The 23,172-nt window shown below is 72.6% G+C and carries 21 protein-coding genes and 1 pseudogene; 8 read left to right on the top strand and 14 right to left on the bottom strand.

Going from position 1 to position 23,172, the window contains the following annotated elements; genetic code table 11:
• The first annotated feature begins 23 nt into the window (after window positions 1–23).
• Complete coding sequence (locus AB0J76_RS36610; RefSeq protein WP_352327655.1) at window positions 24–3,812, top strand: beta-ketoacyl synthase N-terminal-like domain-containing protein; 3,789 nt, start codon at window positions 24–26, stop codon at window positions 3,810–3,812.
• A gap of 54 nt (window positions 3,813–3,866) precedes the next feature.
• Here AB0J76_RS36610 and AB0J76_RS36615 read toward each other — a convergent pair whose 3' ends face one another.
• Window positions 3,867–4,454 carry a TetR family transcriptional regulator gene (locus AB0J76_RS36615; protein ID WP_352323763.1) on the bottom strand — a complete coding sequence of 196 codons (588 nt, stop codon included), beginning with the start codon at window positions 4,452–4,454 and terminating at the stop codon, window positions 3,867–3,869.
• Window positions 4,455–4,539: 85 nt separating this feature from the next.
• Between AB0J76_RS36615 and AB0J76_RS36620 the strand changes: the two genes are divergently transcribed.
• Window positions 4,540–5,490, top strand: coding sequence for an alpha/beta fold hydrolase (locus AB0J76_RS36620; RefSeq protein ID WP_352323764.1), 951 nt, complete (start codon window positions 4,540–4,542; stop codon window positions 5,488–5,490).
• Window positions 5,491–5,509: 19 nt separating this feature from the next.
• Here AB0J76_RS36620 and AB0J76_RS36625 read toward each other — a convergent pair whose 3' ends face one another.
• Window positions 5,510–5,962, bottom strand: a complete 453-nt coding sequence (locus AB0J76_RS36625; RefSeq protein ID WP_352323765.1) for a MarR family transcriptional regulator — start codon at window positions 5,960–5,962, stop codon at window positions 5,510–5,512.
• A gap of 63 nt (window positions 5,963–6,025) precedes the next feature.
• Here AB0J76_RS36625 and AB0J76_RS36630 point away from each other — a divergent pair, with 63 nt between their 5' ends.
• Entirely contained in the window at window positions 6,026–7,150 is a 1,125-nt protein-coding gene (locus AB0J76_RS36630; RefSeq protein ID WP_352323766.1) for an FAD-dependent monooxygenase, read from the top strand.
• Here AB0J76_RS36630 and AB0J76_RS36635 read toward each other — a convergent pair.
• The gene (locus AB0J76_RS36635) at window positions 7,128–7,772 is read right to left on the bottom strand and encodes a hypothetical protein (RefSeq protein WP_352323767.1); all 645 of its coding nucleotides are present in this window, start codon (window positions 7,770–7,772) and stop codon (window positions 7,128–7,130) included. The genes AB0J76_RS36630 and AB0J76_RS36635 overlap by 23 nt on opposite strands.
• Window positions 7,773–7,859: 87 nt before the next feature.
• Here AB0J76_RS36635 and AB0J76_RS36640 point away from each other — a divergent pair, with 87 nt between their 5' ends.
• The 3 genes from AB0J76_RS36640 to AB0J76_RS36650 all read left to right on the top strand — a co-directional run bounded on the left by AB0J76_RS36640 (window position 7,860) and on the right by AB0J76_RS36650 (window position 10,291).
• On the top strand, window positions 7,860–8,909 hold the full coding sequence (locus tag AB0J76_RS36640) for a histidine kinase (protein ID WP_352323768.1): 1,050 nt from the start codon (window positions 7,860–7,862) through the stop codon (window positions 8,907–8,909).
• Window positions 8,906–9,544 (top strand): response regulator transcription factor, encoded by a 639-nt coding sequence (locus tag AB0J76_RS36645; RefSeq protein ID WP_352323769.1) that lies wholly within the window; start codon window positions 8,906–8,908, stop codon window positions 9,542–9,544. The genes AB0J76_RS36640 and AB0J76_RS36645 overlap by 4 nt, the downstream gene beginning before the upstream one ends.
• A gap of 132 nt (window positions 9,545–9,676) precedes the next feature.
• Complete coding sequence (locus tag AB0J76_RS36650; RefSeq protein WP_352323770.1) at window positions 9,677–10,291, top strand: hypothetical protein; 615 nt, start codon at window positions 9,677–9,679, stop codon at window positions 10,289–10,291.
• Window positions 10,292–10,321: 30 nt separating this feature from the next.
• Here AB0J76_RS36650 and AB0J76_RS36655 read toward each other — a convergent pair whose 3' ends face one another.
• The 6 genes from AB0J76_RS36655 to AB0J76_RS36680 all read right to left on the bottom strand — a co-directional run bounded on the left by AB0J76_RS36655 (window position 10,322) and on the right by AB0J76_RS36680 (window position 18,537).
• Entirely contained in the window at window positions 10,322–12,859 is a 2,538-nt protein-coding gene (locus AB0J76_RS36655) for an ATP-binding protein (RefSeq protein ID WP_352323771.1), read from the bottom strand.
• 1 nt (window position 12,860) lies between these two features.
• Window positions 12,861–13,694 carry a potassium-transporting ATPase subunit C gene (locus AB0J76_RS36660; protein ID WP_352323772.1) on the bottom strand — a complete coding sequence of 278 codons (834 nt, stop codon included), beginning with the start codon at window positions 13,692–13,694 and terminating at the stop codon, window positions 12,861–12,863.
• Window positions 13,695–15,800 carry a potassium-transporting ATPase subunit KdpB gene (gene kdpB / locus AB0J76_RS36665; protein ID WP_352323773.1) on the bottom strand — a complete coding sequence of 702 codons (2,106 nt, stop codon included), beginning with the start codon at window positions 15,798–15,800 and terminating at the stop codon, window positions 13,695–13,697. It lies immediately after the preceding gene.
• A gap of 1 nt (window position 15,801) precedes the next feature.
• Complete coding sequence (kdpA, locus tag AB0J76_RS36670) at window positions 15,802–17,463, bottom strand: potassium-transporting ATPase subunit KdpA (protein ID WP_352323774.1); 1,662 nt, start codon at window positions 17,461–17,463, stop codon at window positions 15,802–15,804.
• Complete coding sequence (kdpF, locus tag AB0J76_RS36675) at window positions 17,463–17,552, bottom strand: K(+)-transporting ATPase subunit F (RefSeq protein ID WP_352323775.1); 90 nt, start codon at window positions 17,550–17,552, stop codon at window positions 17,463–17,465. Before kdpF ends, kdpA begins: the two co-directional genes overlap by 1 nt.
• A 322-nt stretch (window positions 17,553–17,874) precedes the next feature.
• Window positions 17,875–18,537, bottom strand: coding sequence for a helix-turn-helix domain-containing protein (locus tag AB0J76_RS36680; RefSeq protein ID WP_352323776.1), 663 nt, complete (start codon window positions 18,535–18,537; stop codon window positions 17,875–17,877).
• A gap of 164 nt (window positions 18,538–18,701) precedes the next feature.
• Between AB0J76_RS36680 and AB0J76_RS36685 the strand changes: the two are divergent.
• Window positions 18,702–19,352, top strand: a pseudogene (locus AB0J76_RS36685) (ATP-binding cassette domain-containing protein); the annotation flags it as partial.
• Window positions 19,353–19,395: 43 nt separating this feature from the next.
• Complete coding sequence (locus tag AB0J76_RS36690; protein ID WP_352323777.1) at window positions 19,396–20,103, top strand: ABC transporter permease; 708 nt, start codon at window positions 19,396–19,398, stop codon at window positions 20,101–20,103.
• On the opposite strand, the gene AB0J76_RS36695 is transcribed toward AB0J76_RS36690, so the two are convergent.
• The 5 genes from AB0J76_RS36695 to AB0J76_RS36715 form a co-directional block, all read right to left on the bottom strand.
• On the bottom strand, window positions 20,091–20,429 hold the full coding sequence (locus AB0J76_RS36695) for a DUF1048 domain-containing protein (protein WP_352323778.1): 339 nt from the start codon (window positions 20,427–20,429) through the stop codon (window positions 20,091–20,093). The genes AB0J76_RS36690 and AB0J76_RS36695 overlap by 13 nt on opposite strands.
• 1 nt (window position 20,430) lies before the next feature.
• A complete protein-coding gene (locus AB0J76_RS36700; protein ID WP_352323779.1) occupies window positions 20,431–20,787 on the bottom strand; it encodes a DUF1048 domain-containing protein in 357 nt (118 codons plus the stop codon).
• A complete protein-coding gene (locus AB0J76_RS36705; RefSeq protein WP_352323780.1) occupies window positions 20,784–21,110 on the bottom strand; it encodes a PadR family transcriptional regulator in 327 nt (108 codons plus the stop codon). The genes AB0J76_RS36700 and AB0J76_RS36705 overlap by 4 nt, the downstream gene beginning before the upstream one ends.
• A gap of 76 nt (window positions 21,111–21,186) precedes the next feature.
• The gene (locus tag AB0J76_RS36710) at window positions 21,187–22,395 is read right to left on the bottom strand and encodes a cytochrome P450 (RefSeq protein ID WP_352323781.1); all 1,209 of its coding nucleotides are present in this window, start codon (window positions 22,393–22,395) and stop codon (window positions 21,187–21,189) included.
• A 10-nt stretch (window positions 22,396–22,405) separates the two neighbouring features.
• On the bottom strand, window positions 22,406–23,167 hold the full coding sequence (locus AB0J76_RS36715; protein WP_352323782.1) for an ABC transporter permease: 762 nt from the start codon (window positions 23,165–23,167) through the stop codon (window positions 22,406–22,408).
• Between the last annotated feature and the right edge of the window lie 5 nt (window positions 23,168–23,172).

Genomic DNA, 23,172 nt, shown 5'->3' on the forward strand with positions numbered 1-23,172 from the left:
TCGACACTCCGCGCGGAGCCCGGGTGGAACCAGTCGCGGTGGTCGGGATCGGATGCCGTCTTCCCGGCGACGTCCACTCGCCGGACGAGTTCTGGGACCTGCTGTGCGCCGGCCGCAACACGACCGGGCCGCTGCCCGCCGAACGCTGGCGCGGCTACGAGACCCGGAGCCCCGAGCACGCCGCCGCACTGCGCGACGCCGTACGGCACGGCAGCTTCCTGAGCGACATCGAGGGCTTCGACGCGGAGTTCTTCGGCCTGTCGCCCCGCGAGGCCGAGCTGATGGACCCGCAGCAGCGCATCCTCATGGAGACCGCGTGGGAGGCCCTGGAGCACGCCGGCCTGCCGCCGCACGAGCTGGCCGGGACCGACGCCGGGGTGTTCGTCGGCGTCTGCACGGCCGACTACGGCGGCCGGCTGCTGGAGGACCTGCCCCAGATCGAGGCGTGGACCGGGATCGGCGCCGCGACCTGCGCCGTGGCCAACCGCATCTCCTACTCCCTCGACCTGCGCGGCCCCAGCATGGCGATCGACACCGCCTGCTCGGCGTCGCTGGTCGCGCTGCACCTGGCCGCGCAGAGCCTGCGGCTCGGCGAGAGCGACGTCGCCCTCGCCGGCGGCGTCAACCTGCTGGTCACCCCCGGCCAGACCCTCACGCTGGGCACCGCCGGTGCCCTGGCGCCCGACGGGCGGTCGAAGTCGTTCGACGCGGCGGCCGACGGCTACGGCCGCGGCGAGGGCTGCGGCGTGGTCGTGCTCAAGCGCCTGTCCGACGCGCAGCGCGACGGCGACCGCGTGCTCGCGCTGGTCATCGGCAGCGCCGTGAACCAGGACGGGCACACCAACGGCATCATGGCGCCGTGCGGCGAGGCCCAGGAGCACGTGATGGCCCGGGCGTGCCGGCAGGCGGGCGTCGCGCCGTCCACCGTGGACTACGTCGAGGCGCACGGCACCGGCACCCGGCTCGGCGACCCGCTGGAGGCGGGCGCGCTGTCCTCGGTGTACGGCGCGGGGCGGCCGGCCGGCGACCCGTGCCTGATCGGCTCGGTCAAGTCCAACATCGGCCACCTGGAAGGCGCCGCCGGCATCGCCGGCGTCATCAAGGCGGTGCTCGCCCTCGACCGCGGGGAGATCCCGCCGAGCGTGCTGTCCTCGCTCAACCCGGCCGTCCCGTGGGAGTCCTCGGGCCTGCGCGTGGTGACGCGGCGATCGTCCTGGCCGGAGCGCGACCACCCGCGCCGGGCGGGCGTCTCCAGCTTCGGGTACGGGGGCACGGTCGCGCACATCGTGCTCGAACAGGCCCCGCCGGCCCGGCACGCGGCCACGGAGGAGGAGCCGCCTCCCCGCGCGGAGCGGCTGTTCCCGCTGTCGGCGGCGTCGGAGCAGGCCCTCCGGCAGTACGCGGGCCGGCTCGCCGAGCGCCTCGGCACGGGCCTCGACCCGGCGTCGGCGGGGCACACCTTGGCGCTGCGGCGCACCCATCTGGCCCGCCGCGCCGTCGTGATCGGGACGGACGGCGACGAGCTGGCGGCCCACCTGCGCAGGCTGGCCGACGACGTGCCGGCCGAGGCGGTCCTCACCGGGGACGTGCTGCCCGACCTCGGCCCCGGCCCGGTCTGGGTGTTCTCGGGGCAGGGCTGCCAGTGGCCGGGGATGGGGCGGGAGCTGCTCGCCGTGCCGGACTTCGCGTCCCTGGTCGACGAGGTCGAGCCGATCTTCGCCGAGGAGATCGGCTTCTCCCCGCGGCAGGTCCTGGCCGACGGCGATCTGGACACGATCGACCGCGTGCAGACCATGATCTTCGTGATGCAGCTGGGCCTCGCCCGGCTCTGGAACGCGTACGGGGTCGCGCCGCGGGCCGTCATCGGCCACTCCGTCGGCGAGATCGCGGCGGCGGTGACGGCCGGCGCGATGAGCGTCGCCGACGGCGCCCGCCTGATCTGCCGCCGCTCGCGGCTGCTGCGGCAGGCCGAGGGCAAGGGGGCCATGGTGATGGTCGGCCTGTCCTTCGAGGAGGCGGCCGAGCGGCTGGCCGGGCGGACCGACCTGGTGGCCGCGATCTCGTCGTCGCCCGGCTCCACCGTGTTGTCCGGCGACGTCGCCGCGGTCGAGGCCGTGGTCGAGGACTGGCCGGCCGAGGGCATCGTGGTGCGGCGGGTGGCCTCGGACGTCGCCTTCCACAGCCCGCAGATGGAACCGCTGGCCGTCGAGCTGGCCGCCGCCGTCGCCGGCCTGTCGTTCGGCCCGCCGCGCATCCCCATGTACACGACCGCGCTGGCCGACCCCCGGGCGACGCCGGTGCTGGACGGCGCGTACTGGGCGGCGAACCTCCGTGACCCCGTGCGGCTGACCGCGGCGACGACGGCCGCGGCCGAGGACGGCCACCGCGTGTTCCTGGAGGTCTCCCCCCACCCGGTGGTCGCGCACTCCGTCACCGAGACGCTGTCGGAGAACGGGTTCGAGGACGTGTTCGTCGGCACCACGCTGCGCCGGAACCAGCCGGAGCTGCCGGCCTTCCTCGCCGCGGTCGGCACGGCCCACTGTCACGGCGTCGAGGTGGACTGGAACCGGCTGCAGCCGTACGGCGGCCTCGCCGACCTGCCGCCGTACGCCTGGCAGCACCGCCGCCACTGGCGCGAGGACTCCGGCGACGACGACAACCGCGGGCACGACGTGCGCTCCCACACCCTGCTCGGCGCCGGGACCAGCCTGGCCGGCAGCCGGACCCGCGTGTGGCGGACCAGCCTGGAGGACGCCAACCGGCCCTACCCGGGCAGTCACACCCTCAACGGGATCGAGATCGTGCCCGCCGCCGTGCTGGTCAACACGTTCCTGCACGCGGCCGAGGACGAGGACGTCACGCTCACCGGCGTGGAGATGACGCATCCGCTGATGACCGCGGAACGCCGGCAGGTCCAGGTCGTGCACGAGCCTCCGGCGGTACGGCTCGCGGCCCGTACGCCGGCCGGCCCCGGCGAGCCGGAACCGGCCTGGCTGGTGCACGTCACCGCGGAGGTGGCCGCTCCTGGCCAGGTCAAGCCCGACGTGCTGCCCGGCGCCGGCGCTCTGACCGCGATCGATCCCGGGTTCGTGCAGCGGCGGCTGGCCGCCGTCGGCGTGCCCTCGACGGGCTTCGACTGGACGATCGAGACGCTGCTGGGCGGCGACGGCGCGCTGCGCGCCACCGTCCGCACCGGGGACGCCGAGAGCTGGGCCCCGGCGCTGGACGCGGCGATGTCCGTCGCGCCCTGCGTGTTCCCCGGCGACCCGGTGCTGCGCATGGTCGTGCACATCGACGAGGTCGTGCTGACCGGCGCCCCACCCGCGACGGTGGTCGTCGACGCGGCCGTGGACCCGGCCGCCGACGACACCGTGCGAGTGTTGCTGGCCGACCCGGACGGCCGGGTGGTGGGTCACCTCACGGGGCTGCGTTACCCGGTGATCGACGCGCCCGTCCCGGCGGAGGAGGAGCTGCGCGGGCCCGCGGGGTCGTTCGCCGGGCTGACGGCGGAGGACCTGCGCGAGCGCGTCCTGCCCGAGGTGCGGGCGGAGATCGCGGCCGTGATGCGGCTGGCCCCCGAGGGCCTGGCGGTCCGCCGTCCCCTGGTGGAGCAGGGGCTGGACTCGGTGATGACGGTCATGGTGCGGCGGCGTCTGGACAAGCGCTTCGGCTGCCGGCTGCCCGCGACCCTGCTGTGGCAGCAGCCCACCATCTCCGCGATCGCGGACCGGCTGGTGGAGCTGCTCGTGGCGGCCGGGCCGGAGGCGGCGGCGGAGGCCGTACCGGAGGGCATGCCCGCGATCGGCGGGTGAGAGCGCCGCGGGCGGCCCGGCGGAGGAGCTCCCCGGGCCGTCCGCGGCGTGCCGTCAGGAGCCCGCCGGCCGGCCGAGCCGGCGGAGCTGGTGGTCGAGGACCGCGGTCGCCTCGGCGATGTCCAGGTCCCCGACCAGCACGCCGTCGGCCAGCCCGCGCGCGAGCGCGAGCAGCACGTGGGCCTCGGCGCCCGCCTCGACGCCGGGGTCCGCGGCGGTGGCGGCCACGAGCGCGGCGATCTCGCGGTGCACCGCGTCGCCGCCCGCGCGGTACAGCTCGCGTACGTCGGGATCGGCGACGGCCCTGGCCAGGAACGCGTGCCCGGCCAGCAGCAGCACGGGAGCGCGCGAGCCCAGCTCGACGACGGCCAGCAGCGTGCGCCGCAGCGTGTCGGCCGGTCCGGCGGCCTCCCGCAGGGCCGCCCGGACATGGCCTTCGATCTCCTGCCTGAGCAGCCGCGCGCTCGCCCGCATGAGATCGGCCTTCGCCCCGAAATAGTGCTGCACGAGCCCCTTGGAGACGCCGGCCTCCTGGGCGACGCCTCCGATGCTCACGCCGGCCAGGCCGTCGCGCGCGCACAGCCTGAGCGCGGCATGGGCGATCTCGGCCCGCCGCGCCGCGTGGTCCACCTGTTTCGGCACGGCCCCCCTCTCTTTGCGGTACGAGTGTATCGTGACGTTGTTGCGATACGATCGTATCGCGAAGGGCGAACGAAGGATCCCGCACGTGAACGACCTTGTCGAACCCAACATCGGAGCCGCGTTCCGCGCGCGGCGGCTCGGCCACTTCCGCGACGCCCCCGCCTTCGCGCGCTACCGCGACGCCTACGACGACGCCATGGCCAGGCTCCCCGAACCCGGCCAGACCCACGACGTGGTGACCGAGTTCGGATCCGTCCGGGTCTACCGGTTCGGCGGCGGCGACGGCGTGCCGTTGCTCCTGCTGCCGGGGCGCACCTCGGCCACCCCGATGTGGGAGGCGAACCTGGCCGGCCTCGTCGCCCGGCGGCCGGTCTACACCGTCGACCTGCTCGGCGAGCCCGGCCTGTCGGTGCAGACCCGACCGTTCACGGGCGCGGCGGACCAGGCGGCCTGGCTGGCCGAGCTGCTGGACCGGCTCGGCCTCGACCGGGTGCACCTCGTCGGGGTGTCCATCGGCGGGTGGAGCGCCTTCCACCTGGCCCTGCGCGTGCCGGAGCGGATCGCCTCGGTGAGCGTGCTCGATCCCGCCAACCTGTTCGGCCGGATCACCTGGAAGGTCGTCGTCTTCTCGCTGGGCTCGGTGGTGCCGTTCTTTCCCGAGTCGTGGCGCAGGAAGCTGCTGAGCTGGATCTCCGGCGGGGCCGACGCCTCCGCCGACGAGCCCGTCGCCAACCTGATCTCGGCCGGGATGCGGGACTTCACCGCGTTCCTGCCGCCGCCTGCGTACCCCACGGACGACCAGGTCGCCGGGCTCGACGTGCCGGTGCTCGCGCTGATCGCCGGGCGCAGCATCATCCACAACCCGCGCAAGGCCGCCCTGCGGGCCCGCCGCCTGCTCGCCCGGGGCGTCGTCGAGTTGTGGCCGGACGCCTCCCACGCCCTCAACGGCGAGTTCCCCGACCGCGTCAACACCCGGGTCCTCGCCTTCGCCGACGAGGTCGACCGCGCAGGCGACACCGCCGGCGACACGCCCTGACGCCACGAGCCGGGGCTGCTCAGCCGGACTGCTCGCGGATCTCCCTGGTGGCCGAGCGGTAGGCGCGGGCGACGCCGCCGAGCATGCCCAGCATCAGCGGCACCTGCTCCTGCGTGAACTGCCCCCGAATCTGCTCCAGGTGCCGCTCGGAGGTGACGCGGGTGGCGTGGTACTCGGCCATGCCACCCTCCAGCAGCTCCACCGTGACCATGCGCCGGTCGCGCTCGCCGCGTACCCGCCGCACGTAGCCGGCCTTCTCCAGACGGTCGATGAGCCGGGTCGCGGACGCGGACGGGAGCCCCAGTTCCTCGGAGATCGCGCCCACCGGGAGGGGGCCGCGCATCTCCAGCAGGATGAGCGCGGCCACGTCCACATGGTGCACGCCGAGCCGGTCGGCGATGGCCTCGATGTGCAGCATGACCGCGATCAGGAACTCGCGGTAGACGTCCGCTTCTGGGTGGTTGTCGGTCACTCGCCCCAATGTACTTCACAGCGATGTATCTTTGAATCGAAGTAACTTCGTTTTGGAGATAAAATGGACGTTGTCGTCATCGGCGCGGGCGTGGGCGGCCTGGCCGTCGCGCGCAGCCTGCTCGCCGCCGGCCACCAGGTGCGGATCTACGAACAGGCCCCCGCGATGCGCACGGGCGGCGCCGGGTTGAGCATCTTCAGCAACGGCGCCGCGGTGCTGCACGATCTCGGTGTCACCCTTGACGGCGTCGGCGGCCGGTTCGACCGGATCGACGCGCTGACCGCCGACGGCCGGCTGCGGCTCACCTCCGACATGGCCCACGCGGCCGCGCTCTACGGTTTCCCGAACAAGTCGGTCTCCCGCCGTCTCCTGCTGGACCGGCTGGCCGACGGGGTGCCCGGCGACCTGATCCGCTACGGCACGGCCTGCCGGACCGTGACCCAGGACGCCGACCGGGTGACCGCGACCTTCGACGACGGCTCGACGGCCACGGGCGACCTGCTGATCGGCGCCGACGGCCACCACTCGGTCGTCCGGCGCCAGTTGTGGGGCGACGTCCCCATCCGGACGGCCACGTTCGGCACCTGGCAGGCCCTGAGCCGGATCGACATCGACCTCGCCCGCACCCACCTGCACCTCATGATCACCGGTAAGGAGGGCGCCTGCGGGATCATCCCCGCCGGTGACGGCAAGCTCCAGTGGTGGTTCGACGTGCGCTGGTCCCCGGGCGAGCCGCGTCCGGCCGAGCCCCTGGCCGAGCTGCGGCGCCGCTTCGGCCACTGGGCGTCGCCCGTCCCCGAGCTGCTCGCCCAGGCGTCGGAGGCCGATCTCGACTTCTTCGGCCATCACTGGCAGAAGGTGCGCCGGGAATGGGGCAAGGGCCGCGTCACCCTGCTCGGCGACGCCGCCCACCTCATGCCGCCCACCCTCGGACAGGGCGCCAACCAGACCCTGGAGGACGTGTGGGTGCTCGGCCGCGAGCTGGCCGAGGGCGGCGACCCGGCGCAGCGGCTGCGCGCCTACGAGCGGGCCCGCTACCCGCACGTCAACCTGGTGTCCAGGCTGGCCCGGCGCAGCCCGGCCAACTGGCGCATCCCGCCGTTCGTCGGCCGGATGGTCTCCGAGACGTCCCAGAGCGGGTTGCTCGCCCGCTTCAGCAACCGCCTCACCGCCGCCCTCGCCCACTGAGCGCCGGCACGCCGGGCCGCGGGCTCCGGCGCCGGTGATAGGCGTAGGCGACGGCGGCGAGCAGCGGCCCCCACAGCAGGAGCGGAAGGTAGCAGACGGCGAAGATCGCGGCCTCCCAGCCGCCCGCCCGGCTGGGGAAGTCCGGCGGGATGGGCTCGCCGCGCATGGTCACCCCGGCGAGCTGGGTCACGAAGGCCGCGGTCCACAAGGCCGTCAGCAGCACGGCGCCCGCCGCCGCCGGAACGACGGCGGCCGGCGTCGGCACCCTGCGGCCACGCAACCCGGGGACCCAGCGGGGGAACCGCTCACCCCACGCGGCCACCAGCCCGACGGCGGTGAACGCCGCCAGCTCCGACAGGATCGACAGGAACACGACGTACAGCCGTTCACCGAGCCCGATCCCGCGGTCGAACGCCGCGGGCAACCGCCACAGGCTGGACGGCAGCACGGTGAACGGCACGGCGTAGGCGGCGATCCGCGCCCAGCGGGGCACCCCGGCCACCGGCGCGTGGGCGGCCCGCCACGCCGTGCGCAGCCGTCCGCCGGTCACCGGCGATCCCGCGGTAGCGGCGGCCACGGGGAGCGGCGCCGCGGCGCCGCGCGAACGATCAGTTCTCGTCATGGCGCTCACGCTAGGAACGACCGGGCCGCCCTGCCTCCCCCCGGCGGGGGAGTGCGGCCGCGGAGGCGTCGGCTAACGTCGGTCCACGTGAAACGCCCTCTCACCCAGGCCGTGCGGGCCGGGGTCTACCAGCTCCTGGGCGCCGCGCTGCTGGCTCCGGTCGCCGCCGGGCTCGGCCTGCCGATCCTGACCGAGCTGACGCCGGGCCGCCTGCTGGTGCTGTGGGCGGCGTGCCTGCCCGCCTCGGTGCTGCTCGCGCTGCTGCCGCTGACCCGCCGTCTGGAGGTGATCGCGCTGTCGGACCTGCTCGACGTGGACGTGCCCGAACGCGGTGACCGCCTCTACCTGGTGGCCCTGACCAGCCTGCACCTGTTCGTCGGCGGGACGCTCAGCGCGGCCGTCCTGGCGTTGTCCCCCGGGCTGCTGCCGCGGGCCTGGCAGGCGGCGCCCGGCCAGGTGGCCGAGGTGCTGCTGCTCATCGCCGTCGTGCTGGCCGCGATGGTCGCCGCCGGGCTCGGCCAGCGCTGGGTCGCGCGGCGGCTGCTGCGTTCCGAGCCGTCCCGGCTGATCGACGAGCTGGGCCGCCGCCAGTCGCTCGCCCTGGAACTGCACGACTCCGTCGGCCACGCCCTCAGCGTCGTCCTGGTGCAGGCCATGGCGGCCGAGGCGGCGCTGCGCCGCGCCGCCCCCGAGCTCGCCGCCCAGTCGCTCGGCCACCTGACGACCACCGCCCGCAACGCTCAGCAGGAGCTCGACGTGCTGCTCGGCGTGCTCGACGACGGCGCGGCCGGCCGGACGCCCACCCTGGAGGCGCTCGGCACGCTCACCCGCGGCCTCGACGTCCGGGTCAGCGTCGGCCACCTCGGCAAGGTGTCGCCCGCGACCTCGCGGGCCGCCTTCGCGATCGCCAGGGAGGCGCTCACCAACGCCCTGCGGCACGGCCACGGCCCGGTGACGCTCGCCGTCGCCGCCGCCGAACGACTGACCCTGACCATGGACAACGCGACCCTCAGCACGCCGGGGGAGCCGGGGCGCGGCCTGACCGGCATGCGCATGCGGGCCCGGCTCGCCGGCGGGACGTGCACCTGGGAGGAGGTGGGCGGAACGTGGCGCGTCCGGGCGAGCCTGCCGCTGTGATCCGGGTCGTCCTGGCCGACGACGAGCAGCTCATCCGCTCGGGCTGGGCGACCATGCTCTCCCTGCACGACGACATCGAGGTGACGGCCGAGGCCGCCGACGGCCGTGCGGCGGTCACGGCCGGCGCCGGCGCGGACGTCGTGCTGATGGACATCCGCATGCCGGTCCTGGACGGCCTGGCCGCGACCCGGGAGCTGGCCCGCCGCTCGCCGAAGACGCGCGTCGTCATGGTGACCACGTTCGAGAGCGACCAGCTCGTCTGGGGGGCGCTGCGCGCGGGGGCCGCCGGCTACGTGCTCAAACGTTCGCCCGCCGGCGAGCTGGTGGAGGCGATCCGCCTGGTGCACCGGCGCGACGCGGTGCTCTTCCCCGACGCGCTGCGCCGCATCGCCGCGCCGCACGTCGGCAGCGCCCGGCAGCGCCTGCCCGTCGAGCCGACGCCGCGCGAGCTGGACGTCCTGCGGCACATCGCGCTCGGGCGGAACAACGCGGAGATCGCCGCCGCGCTGCACGTCACCAGGGAGACGGTCAAGACGCACGTCGGCAACCTCCTGGACAAGCTCGGCGCCCGCGACCGCACCCAGGCGGCGGTGCTCGCCTACGAGCTCGGCCTGGTCGGCCCGGCCGGGGAATGATCACTCTCAGGAGGGAGGCGAGGTCCCGTATCCCGCTCAAGAGCGAGACGGGACTTCGCCCGCCCCGGCGATGTCCGCAAGGCCGCCGAAAACCAGGATGGGGGAGATCGTCACCGCTAAGGAGTCAACGAGATGAACCCCCGCATCGCCTTCGTCGCCGCCCCCGTGCTCACCTTCACCTACGGCGTCCTCCGCATCCTGGACGGCCTGGACGGCAGCCGCGGCCCCGGCCTCGCCTGGACGGCCGGGCACCTGGCCTTCATCGGCGCCCTGGCGTTCTTCGCCGTGGCCTTCCACGAGATGCGCCGGCTGGCCGGTCGTGGCCGCCTGGCGACCGGGCTGGCCGTCGCCGGGCATGTCGGCATCGCCACGCTGATCGCCCAGTTCTCCATCGACATCGTCGTGGGATTCCGCTCGGCCGACCACGCCGCGATGGGCGTGCTCTTCGACCAGGTCCAGTCGGTTCCCGGGGTGCAGCAGGTGGTCTACGACTTCGGGCCGATGTTGTTCTTCGTCGCCCAGATCGGCCTCGTCCTCCAGCTCGCCGTCCAGCGCCGCGTCAAGGCGTGGACGCCCGTCCTGGTGGTCGCCGACGTCCTGGTGCCGTTCGTGGAGAAGGACCTCATGCCGCTGGGCGCCGCCTGCCTGCTGGTCTCCTTCCTGGCGATGGCCCGGGTGTCGCGCGCGTCCCGTGCGGCCGACGGCCGCCACCGCGTGGCCGAGCCCGCCGTACCGGCCGTCGTGTGACAGCAGTTGGGACGGGTCGCCGAGCGACGCTCACCGTCGTGGAGTGGCGACGGGCAGGGTGAGGATCATGGTGAGGCCGCCCCCGGGGGTCTCGTCGGGCACGAGCGTGCCGCCCATGGCCTCGGCGAGCCCGCGGGACAGGGCGAGCCCGAGCCCGACGCCGGAGTGGTTGTCGCGGTCGCCGAGCCGCTGGAACGGCTGGAAGACGCGGTCATGCGCCTCCGGCGGGATGCCGGGGCCACGATCCATCACCCGGATCTCGACGTGGTCGCCGTGCCCGCTCGCGGTGACCAGCACGGTCCGGCCCGGCGGGCTGAAGCGCACGGCGTTGGACATGAGGTTGACCAGGACGCGTTCCAGCAGCGCGGGGTCGGCCAGCACGTCGGGCAGTTCGACGGAGACGTCGCCTTCGACGCGGTCCCGCAGCGGGCCGAGATCGTCGATGGCACGCGGCACGACCTCTTCGAGCGCCAGCGGCTGCGCGCTCACCCCGAGCACGCCGGCCTGCAGTCGGCTCATGTCCAGCAGGTTCGCCACCAGCCGGTCCAGCTTGTCCAGCGACTCCTTCGCGGTGGCGAGCAGCTCGGACCGGTCCCGTTCCGACCAGGCGACGTCGGTGCTGCACAGGCTCTCGACGGCGGCCTTGGCGGAGGCGAGCGGCGTGCGCAGGTCGTGGCTGACGGCGGCCAGCAGCGCGGTGCGCATCCGGTCGGCCTCGGCCAGCGGGCGGGCGAGCTCGGCCTCCTGCCGCAGACGTTCCTGGCGCAGCGCGACGGCGGTCTCGGCGGCGAACGCCTCCAGCACCGTGCGGTCGGCGGCCTCCAGCGGCTCGCCCCTGGCGGCCAGGACCAGTTCCTCGTCGATGACGACGTCGGTGTCGGACCGCCCCGGGCAGGTGGCGGGGGCGCCGCCGGAGGTGGCGACGATCCGCCAGGCGTCCGGGTCGGACTGCTGGTCGGGCACACGCGCGGCCTCGGGCCGCCGTTCCAGCAGGGTGACGGAGGTCAGGCCGAAGGTCTCGCGCATGCGTTCCAGCAGCGAGGACACCGCGGCCTCGCCGCGCAGCACGTGACCGGCCATGGTGGACAGCAGCTCGGCGTCGGCGCCGGCCCGCGCGGCCTCCCTCGTCCGGCGGGCCGCGATGTCCACGATGGTGCTCACCGCCGCCGCCACCAGCACGAACACGACCAGCGCGAACAGGTTCTCCGGGGCGGCGATGGTGAACCGGCCGACCGGCGCGGTGAAGAACCAGTTGAGCAGCAGCGAGCCGCCGACGGCCGCGGTGATGGCCGGCCACATGCCGCCCACCAGGGCCACCCCGACGGTCAGGCACAGGAAGAACAGGATCTCGCTGGGCAGCGACAACAGGTCGCGGAACGGCGCCAGCGCGGCCGTCAGCAGCGGCATCCCGGCCACCGCCAGCGCCCAGCCGCTCGCCCGCCGGGTGCGGGTGAGCGCGGCGCGCGTGCGGGCGGGCCGGCGGCGTCCGCGCTTGGCCTCCTCGTGCGTGATCATGTGCACGTCGATCGAGCCGGACCGGGCGGTGGTCTCCACGCCGACGCCCCGGGAGAAGATCTGCGCGAACCGCCCCCTGCGCGAGGCGCCGAGGACGAGCTGGGTGGCGTTGACGCCGCGCGCGAAGTCCAGCAGCGCCCGCGGGACGTCGTCGCCGACGACCTGGTGATAGCTGCCGCCCATGTCCTCCACCAGCGTGCGCTGGCGGGCCAGGCTGGCCGGGTCGGCGCCGGCCAGCCCGTCGGCGCTGGTGACGTGCACCGCCAGCAGGTCGGCGCCCTTGGTGCGGGCGGCGATGCGGGCGGCCCGCCGGACCAGTGTGTCGCCCTCGGGCCCGCCGGTCAGGGCGACCACCACCCGCTCGCGGGTCTCCCAGGTGGTGGCGATGCCGTGGTCGGCGCGGTAGCGGTCGAGCTGGTCGTCCACCTTGCCGGCCACCCACAGCAGCGCGAGTTCGCGCAGCGCGGTGAGGTTGCCGACGCGGAAGTAGTTGGACATGGCGGCGCTGACCTTCTCCGGCGCGTACACGTTGCCGTGCGCCATGCGGCGGCGCAGCGCCTCCGGCGACATGTCCACCAGCTCGATCTGGTCGGCGCGGCGCACCACCTCGTCGGGCACGGTCTCGCGCTGCGGCACGCCGGTGATCTCCTGGACGACGTCGTTGACCGACTCCAGGTGCTGGATGTTCACCGTGGAGACGACGTCGATGCCGGCGTCCAGGATCTCGTCGACGTCCTGCCAGCGCTTGACGTTCTTCGAGCCGGGCACGTTGGTGTGGGCCAGCTCGTCGATCAGCGCCACCTTGGGCCGGCGCGCGATGACCGCGTCCACGTCGAGCTCGGTGAAGGTGGCGCCGCGGTGGACGACGGTCCGCCGCGGGATGATCTCCATGCCCTCCAGGAGGGCGGCGGTGCGGGGACGGCCGTGGGTCTCGACCAGGCCCACGACCACGTCCCGGCCGCGTTCCCGCGCGCGGCGGCCCTCGCCGAGCATCGCGTACGTCTTGCCGACCCCGGGCGCCGCCCCGAGGTAGACCCGCAACCGCCCCCTCATGTCACTGCCCGTCGAGGGCGAGGTTGAGGTCGAGCACGTTGACCACCGGTTCGCCCATGAAGCCGAGCGCCCGGCCGGTGGTGTGCCGCTGGATGAGCCGTTCGACCTCGGCCCGGTCCAGGCCGCGCTCCTCGGCGACGCGGGGGGCCTGCAGCTCGGCGTAGGCGACGGAGATGTGCGGGTCGAGCCCCGAGCCGCTTGCGGTCACCGCGTCGGCGGGGACGACCGCCGTGGCGTTCCCCCGGACGGGGACGGTCCGCCCGGCCGCGTAGTCCTCGCCCGGCTTCGCGCACTCCACCCTCAGCCGCTGGTAGGCGGCCACGAACGGGGTGGCCGGGCACGGCTGGTTGACGCTGACGGCCCGGTCGGGGAAGACCTTGAGCACCGCGCCGACCCCGTCCGGGGTGCAGTACGGGCGGGCGCCGCTGACGCCCTCCAGCTCGCCGGCCGCCTTGGACCGGGCGCAGACCCGGGTGAGCAGCGACTGCCGGCCCTCCTCACCCGCGACCGGCAGCGTGTCCACGACGTCCTGCGGGCCCAGGTTGCTCGCGCCGGACGCGATCGGGTCGTAGCCGTCGCCCGCCGCCGACGGGCGGGACTGGAAGTACTTCCTGACCGGCCTGCCGTCGGCGTCGGTGAAGGACTGGCCGATGAGCGCGCTGCCCACGGCCCTGCCGCCCTTCTCCACGATCGAGCCGTTGGCGTGCCCGTTGAACAGGGCCTGGGCGACCCCGGTGGTGACCAGCGGGTAGACGATGCCGAGCAGCGCGGTCAGGACGGCGACGGCGCGCAGGGCGGCGAGGTGCCGGCGGAGCCGGCTTGGCAGGCGTTCCATTTATGACATCCCCGGAAGGAACTGGATCAGCAGGTCGATGAGCTTGATGCCGATGAAGGGGGCGACGATGCCGCCCAGGCCGTAGACGTACAGGTTGCGCGAGAGCAGCTTGGACGCGCTGGACGGCCGGTACCGGACGCCTCTGAGCGCCAGCGGGATCAGCGCGACGATGACCAGCGCGTTGAAGATCACCGCGGCCAGGACCGCGGACTGGGGGCTGGACAGGCGCATGACGTTGAGCGCGTCCAGGCCCGGGTAGACGGCCGCGAACATGGCCGGGATGATCGCGAAGTACTTCGCGATGTCGTTGGCGATCGAGAACGTGGTCAGCGCGCCCCGCGTGATCAGCAGCTGCTTGCCGATCTCGACGATCTCGATGAGCTTGGTCGGGTTGCTGTCCAGGTCGACCATGTTCCCGGCCTCCTTGGCGGCCGAGGTGCCGGTGTTCATGGCCACGCCGACGTCCGACTGGGCCAGGGCGGGGGCGTCGTTGGTGCCGTCGCCGGTCATCGCGACCAGCCGGCCGCCCTCCTGCTCCTTCCTGATCAGCGCGAGCTTGTCCTCGGGGGTGGCCTCGGCCAGGAAGTCGTCCACGCCGGCCTCGTCGGCGATGGCCTTGGCGGTGAGCGGGTTGTCGCCGGTGATCATGACGGTGCGGATGCCCATGCGGCGCATCTCGTCGAAGCGTTCCCGTATGCCCTGCTTGACGACGTCCTTGAGGTGGATGACGCCGAGCACGCGGCCCCGCTCGGCCACGACCAGCGGGGTGCCGCCGGAGGCGGAGATGCCGTCCACGATGTGGCCGACGTCGTCGGTGGGGTGGCCGCCGTTGTCGCGCACCCACTTCATGACCGCGGTGGCCGCGCCCTTGCGGACCTCGCGGCCGTCCAGGTTCACGCCGGACATGCGGGTCTGGGCGGTGAACTGCACCCATTCGGCGCCGTGGATCTCGCGCTCGCGCAGGCCGTACCGCTCCTTGGCGAACACCACGACCGAGCGGCCCTCGGGCGTCTCGTCGGCGAGGCTGGAGAGCTGGGCGGCCTCGGCGAGCTCCCGCTCGCCGACCCCGGCCACGGGGACGAACTCGGCCGCCTGCCGGTTGCCCAGCGTGATCGTGCCGGTCTTGTCCAGCAGCAGCGTGGACACGTCGCCGGCCGCCTCCACCGCGCGGCCGGACATGGCCAGGACGTTGCGCTGCACCAGACGGTCCATGCCGGCGATGCCGATGGCCGACAGCAGCGCCCCGATCGTGGTGGGGATCAGGCAGACCAGCAGCGAGACCAGCACGATGCCGGTGACGCCGTTCGCGTCGAGCGCGATCGAGTCCGGCACGCCGGGGTTGATCTGCTTGGAGTAGACGGCCAGCGGCTGCATGGTGACGGTGGCGACCAGGAAGACGATCGTCAGGGCGGCCAGCAGGATGTTGAGCGCGATCTCGTTGGGCGTCTTCTGCCGGTTGGCGCCCTCGACCAGGGCGATCATGCGGTCGACGAAGCTCTCGCCGGGCTTCTGGGTGATCCTGACGACGATCCGGTCGGAGAGCACCTTCGTGCCGCCGGTCACCGCCGAGCGGTCGCCGCCCGACTCGCGGATGACGGGTGCGGACTCGCCGGTGATGGCCGACTCGTCCACCGAGGCGATGCCCTCGACCACGTCGCCGTCGCCGGGGATGATCTCGCCGGCCTCGACCACCACCAGGTCGCCCTGCCGCAGCTCGGGCGCGCCGACCGTGTCCCATCCGCCCTCGGCGTCGCCGCGCAGGCGGCGGGCCCGGGTGTCGGTCTTGGCCCTGCGCAGCGTCGCGGCCTGCGCCTTGCCGCGCCCTTCCGCGACGGCCTCGGCCAGGTTGGCGAAGATCACAGTCAGCCACAGCCACACGACGGTCGCCCAGGCGAAGAACGACGGCTCGACGATCGCCAGGACGGTGGTGAACACCGCGCCGACCTCGACGATCAGCATGACGGGGTTGCGCCACAGCGTGGCCGGGTTCAGCTTCCTGACCGCGTCGGGAAGGGACCTGACGAGCTGCCGGGGATCCAGCAGGCCGCCGCCCACGCGGCCGTCCCGCCGCGCGGGGGAGGGTTTTTCCAGTACGGGGGTTGACATGTCAGGACAGTCCTTCTGCGATCGGGCCGAGCGCGAGTGCCGGGAGGAAGGTGAGGGCGACGAGGACGACCGTCACGCCGACGACCAGGCCGACGAACTGCGGCCGGTGCGTGGGCAGCGTGCCGGCGCCTTCGGGGACGGGCGACTGCGCCGCCAGCGAACCGGCCAGGGCCAGCACCAGGATGATCGGCAGGAACCGGCCGAGGGCCATGCACAGGCCGAGCGCCACGTCGTACCACGGGGTGTTGACGGTGAGGCCGGCGAAGGCGGAGCCGTTGTTGTTGGAGGCGCTGGTGAAGGCGTACAGGACCTCCGACAGGCCGTGCGGGCCGCCGTTCAGCATGCTCGCGCGCCGCTCCGCCGAGCCCATCGCGCAGGCCGTGCCGACCAGCACCAGGGCCGGGGTGACCAGGAAGTACAGGGAGGCGAGCTTGATCTCCCGGGCGCCGATGCGCTTGCCCAGGTACTCGGGCGTGCGGCCGACCATCAGGCCCGCCACGAACACCGTGATCACGGCGAGGATCAGCATGCCGTACAGGCCCGAGCCGACGCCGCCGGGCGCGACCTCGCCGAGCATCATGTTGACCAGCGTCATCATGCCGCCGAACGGCGTGTAGGAGTCGTGGAAGGAGTTCACCGCCCCGGTGCTCGTGAGGGTGGTGGCGGCGGCGAAGGTGGCCGAGTTCGAGACGCCGAAGCGCAGCTCCTTGCCCTCCAGCGCCGCCCCCGCCGCGTGCGGCACGGTGGCGTTCCCGGACAGCTCGAAGACGTTGGTGAGCAGGACGCTCGCCAGCGCCAGCGCGCCCATCACCGCGAGGATCGCGTACCCCTGCCGGACCTGGCCGACCAGCCGGCCGAAGGTGCGGGTGAGCGAGAACGGGATCACCAGGATCAGGAAGATTTCGAACCAGTTCGTCCAGCTCGTGGCGTTCTCGAACGGGTGGGCCGAGTTGGCGTTGTAGAAGCCGCCGCCGTTGGTGCCCAGTTCCTTGATGACCTCCTGGGAGGCGACCGGGCCGCCGGTGACGCCCTGCGTGCCGCCGGTCAGCGTGGTCACCTCGTGCACGCCCGAGAAGTTCTGCACCAGGCCGCCCGCCACCAGCACCAGCGCGCCGACGAAGGCGATCGGCAGCAGGATGCGCAGGGTGCCGCGGACCAGGTCCACCCAGAAGTTGCCGATCGTGCCCGACCTGCGGCGGGCGAACCCGCGGACCAGGGCCACCGCGACCGCCATGCCGACGGCCGCCGAGACGAAGTTCTGCACGGCCAGGGCGGACATCTGGGTCAGGTGGCCCATCGTGGACTCGCCCGAGTACGCCTGCCAGTTGGTGTTGGTGACGAAGCTGATCGCGGTGTTCCAGGCGATGTGATCGGTGACCGGCTCCATGCCGAGGCTCAGCGGCAGCTTGTCCTGCAGGCGCTGGAGGCCGTACACGACCAGGACCGAGACCACCGAGAAGGCCAGCAGGCTGCGGGCGTAGACGGGCCAGCTCTGCTCGGCGTCGGCCCGCACTCCCAGCAGGCGGTAGACGCCGCGCTCGACGACGTTGTGCTTCGTCGTGGAGTAGACGCGGTGCATGTGGTCGCCGAACGGCTTCCAGACCAGGGCCAGCGCCGCGATCAGGGAGACGATGAAGATCATTCCGGCCAGGGTCGTGCTCATCAGAACCGCTCCGGGAACAGCAGGGCCGCGATCATGAAGATCACCAGGCCGGCGACCACGACGAGACCGGCGGCGTTGACGGCGCTCACAGCCGCTCCACCGCCTGCACGACCAGCCCGAAGACCACGAAGATCGCGATCGTCAGGGCGACGAAGACGACGTCGGCCATCCCCACTCCTCAGCTCGATGATGAGATCGCCGCCGCCCCTCGACGGGCGGCCGCAGGTCCAGCAAACGCCGGAAAATGGGGTGTTTTGTCGTTCTTGACGGTTTCCATACGGCCGTCGGCCGAATCTTGACGGCCTCCCTACGCGGCCCGGTCCGGGGTCGGGAGGATCGTGCACGGTCCGGGTTCGGGAGGATCGCGCGGTCCGGGTTCGGGGGGATTGCGCAGTACGGGCCGCGCTTCGGTCACGGCAGGAGGTCGCGCCAGCGTTCCGCCGACGCCAGGGCGTCCAGGCTGATCCGCTCCAGGAACGCGCCGCCCCTGGCCAGACGCCGGCCCGCGGGCGTGTCGAGCCCGAGCGTCCGCCCCGCCGCCTTGGCGACCTCCGCCGCCGCGAGCGTCTGCCGCGCGCTGATCACGGTCGAGTGGTACCAGGCGTCGTCGTCGACCACGTAGACGTCGCGCCGTCGTTGCGGATCGCGTTCGCGCCTGATCAGGCCCTGCTGGGTCAGGTAGCCCACCGCCGTGGAGATCGAGGCGGGGCTCACCTTCAGCCCGCGCGCCAGCTCGGCCGCGGTGAGCCGGCCGTCCTCGCTCAGCCACAGGCCGATGAGCACGCGCGCCACCATCTTGGGCAGGCCCATCGCGACCGCCATCTCGACGGCCCCCTCTTCCGCCTCGAAGACCTCGCGGTCCCGGGGCTCGGCCGGACGCGCCGGGGCGCCGCGCCGCGCCCGCCGCGCCGTCGCCTGGTGCGCCCGCTCGGGACGGTAGTCGCCGGGGCCGCCGTTGCGGCTCACCTCGCGGCTGATCGTCGAGGTCGGCCGGTCGAGCCGCCTGGCGATCTCGGCGTAGGAGCGGCCTTCGGCGAGACCGGTCGCGATGCGCCGGCGGTCGTGCAGGGTCAACCTTCCTTGTGCCACGACCTCACTATTGCGTTCGGCTCCACACAATGCAACGTTTCATTGCATTCAGCTTCAGCGTCAACGTATCGGTTTATCCCGTGTGAGCTGGGATTATATGTTTCCGTTGATTGGCACATTTTCTGAAAGCAACGTAGCTTTCAATCGTGATGAACACGTACTATCGCGACGGGTCGCGCGCCTTCGTGTCGGTGGCGGGGCTGCGCAAGTCCTACGGTCCCCACCGCGTCCTCGACGGCATCGACCTGTCCATCCCCCAGGGCACCGTCTTCTCGCTGCTCGGCCCCAACGGCGCGGGCAAGACCACCACGGTGCAGATCCTGTCCACCCTGATCAAGGCCGACGCCGGCGAGATCCGGGTCGCCGGGCACGACCTGTCCAGGGAGCCCGACAAGGTGCGGGCCGCGATCGGCGTCACCGGCCAGTTCTCCGCGGTCGACGGCCTGCTGACCGGCGAGGAGAACCTGCGGCTCATGGCCGACCTGCTGCACCTCGGCCGCGCCGAGGGCCGCCGCCGAGCCGGCGAACTGCTGGAGCGCTTCGACCTCACCGGCGCCGCGCGCACGCCCGCGGCCGCCTACTCGGGCGGCATGCGCCGCCGGCTCGACCTGGCCATGACCATGGTCGGCACGCCCAGGCTCATCTTCCTCGACGAGCCCACCACGGGACTGGACCCGCGCAGCCGCCGCACGATGTGGCAGTTCGTCCGGGACCTCGTCCGGCAGGACGGCGTGACCATCTTCCTGACCACCCAGTACCTGGAGGAGGCCGACGAGCTCGCCGACCGCATCGCGCTGCTCAGCCACCGACTCGGCGACGATGTTGCGCCGCCAGATCAGGCACATGTGGCGGTACCCCACGCTGATCCTCACCTACGCGGGCGTACCGGTGGTGTTCCTGCTGCTGTTCGTCTACGTCCTCGGCGGCATCATGGGGGCCGGGATCGGCGGCGACCGCGCCGCCTACGTCGCCTACATCACCCCCGGCATCCTGATCATGACGATCGCGAGCGCCGCGCAGGGGACCGCGATCGCGGTGGCGATGGACATGACCGAGGGCATCGTCGCCAGGTTCAAGACCATGGCGATCGCCCGCGTCTCGGTCCTGACCGGGCACGTGCTCGGCGCGCTCGTGCAGAACTTCACCGCGATCGCGGCCGTGACGCTGACGGCCCTGCTGATCGGCTTCCGCCCCGCCGCCTCGGCGCTGGACTGGCTCGGGGGGGTGGGCGTGCTGGCGATGTTCACCTTCGCCGTCACCTGGCTGTCGGCGGCGCTGGGCATGGTCACCAAGAACGTGGCCACGGCCAGCAACCTGCCGATGCCGCTGATGTTGCTGCCGTTCCTGGGCAGCGGCGTGGTCCCGCCGGAGTCGATGCCGGGCCCGTTGCGCTGGTTCGCCGAACACCAGCCGTTCACGCCGGTCATCGAGACCCTGCGCGCGCTGCTGGCCGGGCGGCCGGCGGGGCCCAGCCTCGCGGCGGCGGCACTCTGGAGCGCGGCCATCGCGCTGGGCGGGTACCTGTGGGCCCGCCGGCTCTACGACCGGTGAGGTTTGCCGGTGCCGCCGAGCTTCCGGCTGACGGACTCCTGATAGAGGTCCGCGTAGGTGCGCGAGTCCTTGATCAGCTCATCGGCGAAGGCGGCGACGTCCTCGCCGATGAGCTCCAGGACTCCCTTGCCGGCCGCGACGCCCTCCTCGAAGAAGTCGACGATCCCCGGCAGCAGGGGCCCGTCGGTCAGCCCGACCGGCCCGACCTTGAAGAAGTACCGCTGCATCTCCATGTAGACGATCTGGTAGTCGGGCGGCAGGGCCTTGACCCGCGCCATGTGCGCCCGCCACTGCTTCTTGCCCTCGATGATGTCCTGGATGCCCACGTCAGCCTCCCAGCCGGCCCAGCTTCTTCGCGACGTTCCTGTTCAGCTGCTCGCGCCACCGGTCGCGGAAGCTGCGGCCCCCGGTCTCGCCGGCCAGGGCCGCGCAGAATCCCGGGATGTCGTCGCCCAGCACCTCGTGGATGCCCTGCCCGTCGGCCGCGGTCTCCTCCAGCAGGCCCAGAACGCCGTCGAAGATAGGCATCAGGTTCCGGCCGGTGAAGTCCGAGTAGTGGAAGAGATGTCCTTTGATCTGGTCCCATGCCGCCCGGTGGTCGGCCGGCAGGGCCGCGGCCCGGGCTTCGAACGCCTTGTAGTCCCTGGTGAGATCGCTGCCGGTGATGGTCTCCCAGAAGCTCATTTCCCGCCCTCCTTGAGCTTGTCGATCCGGGACGTGATGTACGCCCATTTCGCCCAGAACGTCGCGAGCTCCGCGCGTCCCGCGTCGTTGAGCGCGTAGAACTTGCGCGGCGGGCCCTGTTCGGACGGTCGTTTCGTCACCTGGACGAGCCCGTTCTTCTCCAGCCGCAGCAGGATCGTGTAAACCGTCCCCTCGACGACGTCGGCGAAGCCGAGGTCGTTCAGCCGGCGGGTGATGGCGTACCCGTAGGTCTCCTCGCTGCCGATGATCTCGAGCACGCAGCCTTCAAGCGTGCCTTTCAGCATCTCCGTCAGATTCTCCATGGTGGCTCTTCGTCCGCCCCTCCTGTGCTACTCGGTGCCACCGAGTACTGCTGTACGGTAACACCTGGTACGGAGGTCAGGCGTCCCAGGTGACGGGGAGGCTCTTGACTCCGTAGATGTCGGCGATCTCCGGCCGCAGGGCGACCTGGTCGGCCGGTACGGCCAGGCGCAGGGTGGGGAAGCGGTTGAGCAGCGCGGGGAACGCGACGCGCATCTCGACGCGGGCGAGCTGCTGGCCCAGGCACTGGTGGATGCCGTGGCCGAAGGCCAGATGGCCGCCGTCCTGCCGGCGCAGGTCGAGGGTGTGGGGGTCGGGGAAACGGCCGGGGTCGCGGTTGGCGGTGTTGAGGGACAGGATGACCATCGTGCCGGCCTTGACGGTCTGGCCGGCCAGCTCGACGTCCTCCAGGGCGACCCGGTAGAACTGCTTGGCGACCGACAGGTACCGCAGCAGCTCTTCGACGGCCTGGTCGGTGAGCGTGGGGTCGGCGCGCAGCGCGGCGAGCTGGTCCGGGTTCTGCAGCAGGGCGAAGGTGCCGAGGGCGAGCATGTTGGCGGTGGTGTCGAACCCGGCCGACAGCAGGATCAGGGCCATGCCCTGCAGCTCCTCGTCGGTCAGGTCGCTGTCGAGCAGGTCGCTGAGCACGTCGTCGGTCGGGTGGGCGCGCTTGGCGGCCACGAGTTCGCCCAGGTACTGCTGGGTGGCGAGGTAGGCGGCGATCAGTTCCTCGTCGCTGGCCTCGCCGCCGAGGAACTTGTCGATGTTCTCCTGGAAGCGGCCCCGGTCCTCGTACGGCACGCCCAGCAGTTCGCAGATGACGATGGCGGGGATGGGCTTGGCGAACGCGGTCACCAGGTCGGCGGTGGGGCCGGCCTGCTCCATGGCGTCCAGGTGTTCGGCGGTGATCTGCTCGACGCGCTCGGTGAGCAGCCGCATCCGGCGGACGGTGAACTTGCCGACGAGCGGCTTGCGGTAGCGGCTGTGCTGCGGCTCGTCCATGAGCAGGAACTCGCCGGGCGGGGCCGGGGGCACCTCGATGTCGCCGTAGTCGATGGTCGGGTGGTGGCTCATGAGCTCCTTGCGGGAGCTGAAGCGGGGGTCGGCCAGGATCGAGCGGGCCAGGTCGTAGCCGGTGACCAGCCAGCCCTGGTGTCCGTCGGCGAAGGGGAAGCGGCTGATGGGGCCGTGCTCGCGGGCCTCGACGAGCTCCTTCGGCGGGTCGAACGGGCAGCCGGGACGGCGTTCGGCGGGCATCGGCGTGACGGTGTGGAGGGAGTCGGTCATGGTCGTCCTTTCAGGAGATCTTGCGGCGGTAGGTGTTCATGGCGAAGACGTAGGCGACGACCAGGATGCCGACGCACCAGGCGAGGGCGATCCAGATGTCGTTGCCCACGGGCTGCTCGGCGAACAGGGCGCGGACGGCGTTGACGATGGAGGTCACCGGCTGGTTCTCGGCGAAGACGCGCACCACGGTGGGCATGGTGTCGGTGGGCACGAACGCCGAGCTGAGGAACGGCAGGAAGATGAGCGGGTAGGAGAACGCGCTCGCGCCTTCCATGGTCTTGGCCGACAGGCCGGGGATGACGGCGATCCAGGTCAGCGCCAGGGTGAACAGGATCAGGATGCCCGCGACCGACAGCCAGGCCGACAGGCCCGCGCTGGAGCGGAAGCCCATGAGCAGGGCGACGAGCATCACGACCACCAGCGAGACCAGGTTGGCGACCAGCGAGGTCAGCACGTGCGCCCACAACACCGCCGAGCGCGCGGTCGGCATGGACTGGAACCGTTCGAAGATGCCGCCCTTCATGTCCATGAACAGCCGGTAGGCGGTGTAGGCGATGCCGGAGGCGACCGTGATGAGCAGGATGCCGGGCAGCATGTAGTTCACGTACGAGTCCGACCCCGTCCTGATCGCGCCGCCGAACACGTAGACGAACATCAGCATCATGGCGATCGGCATGATCGCGGTCGTGACGATGGTGTCCGGGCTGCGGGAGATGTGGCGCAGGGACCGTCCCAGCAGGACGGTGGTGTCACCGAAGAAGTGCTTGCTCATGGTGG

This window comes from Nonomuraea sp. NPDC049624, assembly GCF_040675255.1.
GTDB lineage: Bacteria > Actinomycetota > Actinomycetes > Streptosporangiales > Streptosporangiaceae > Nonomuraea.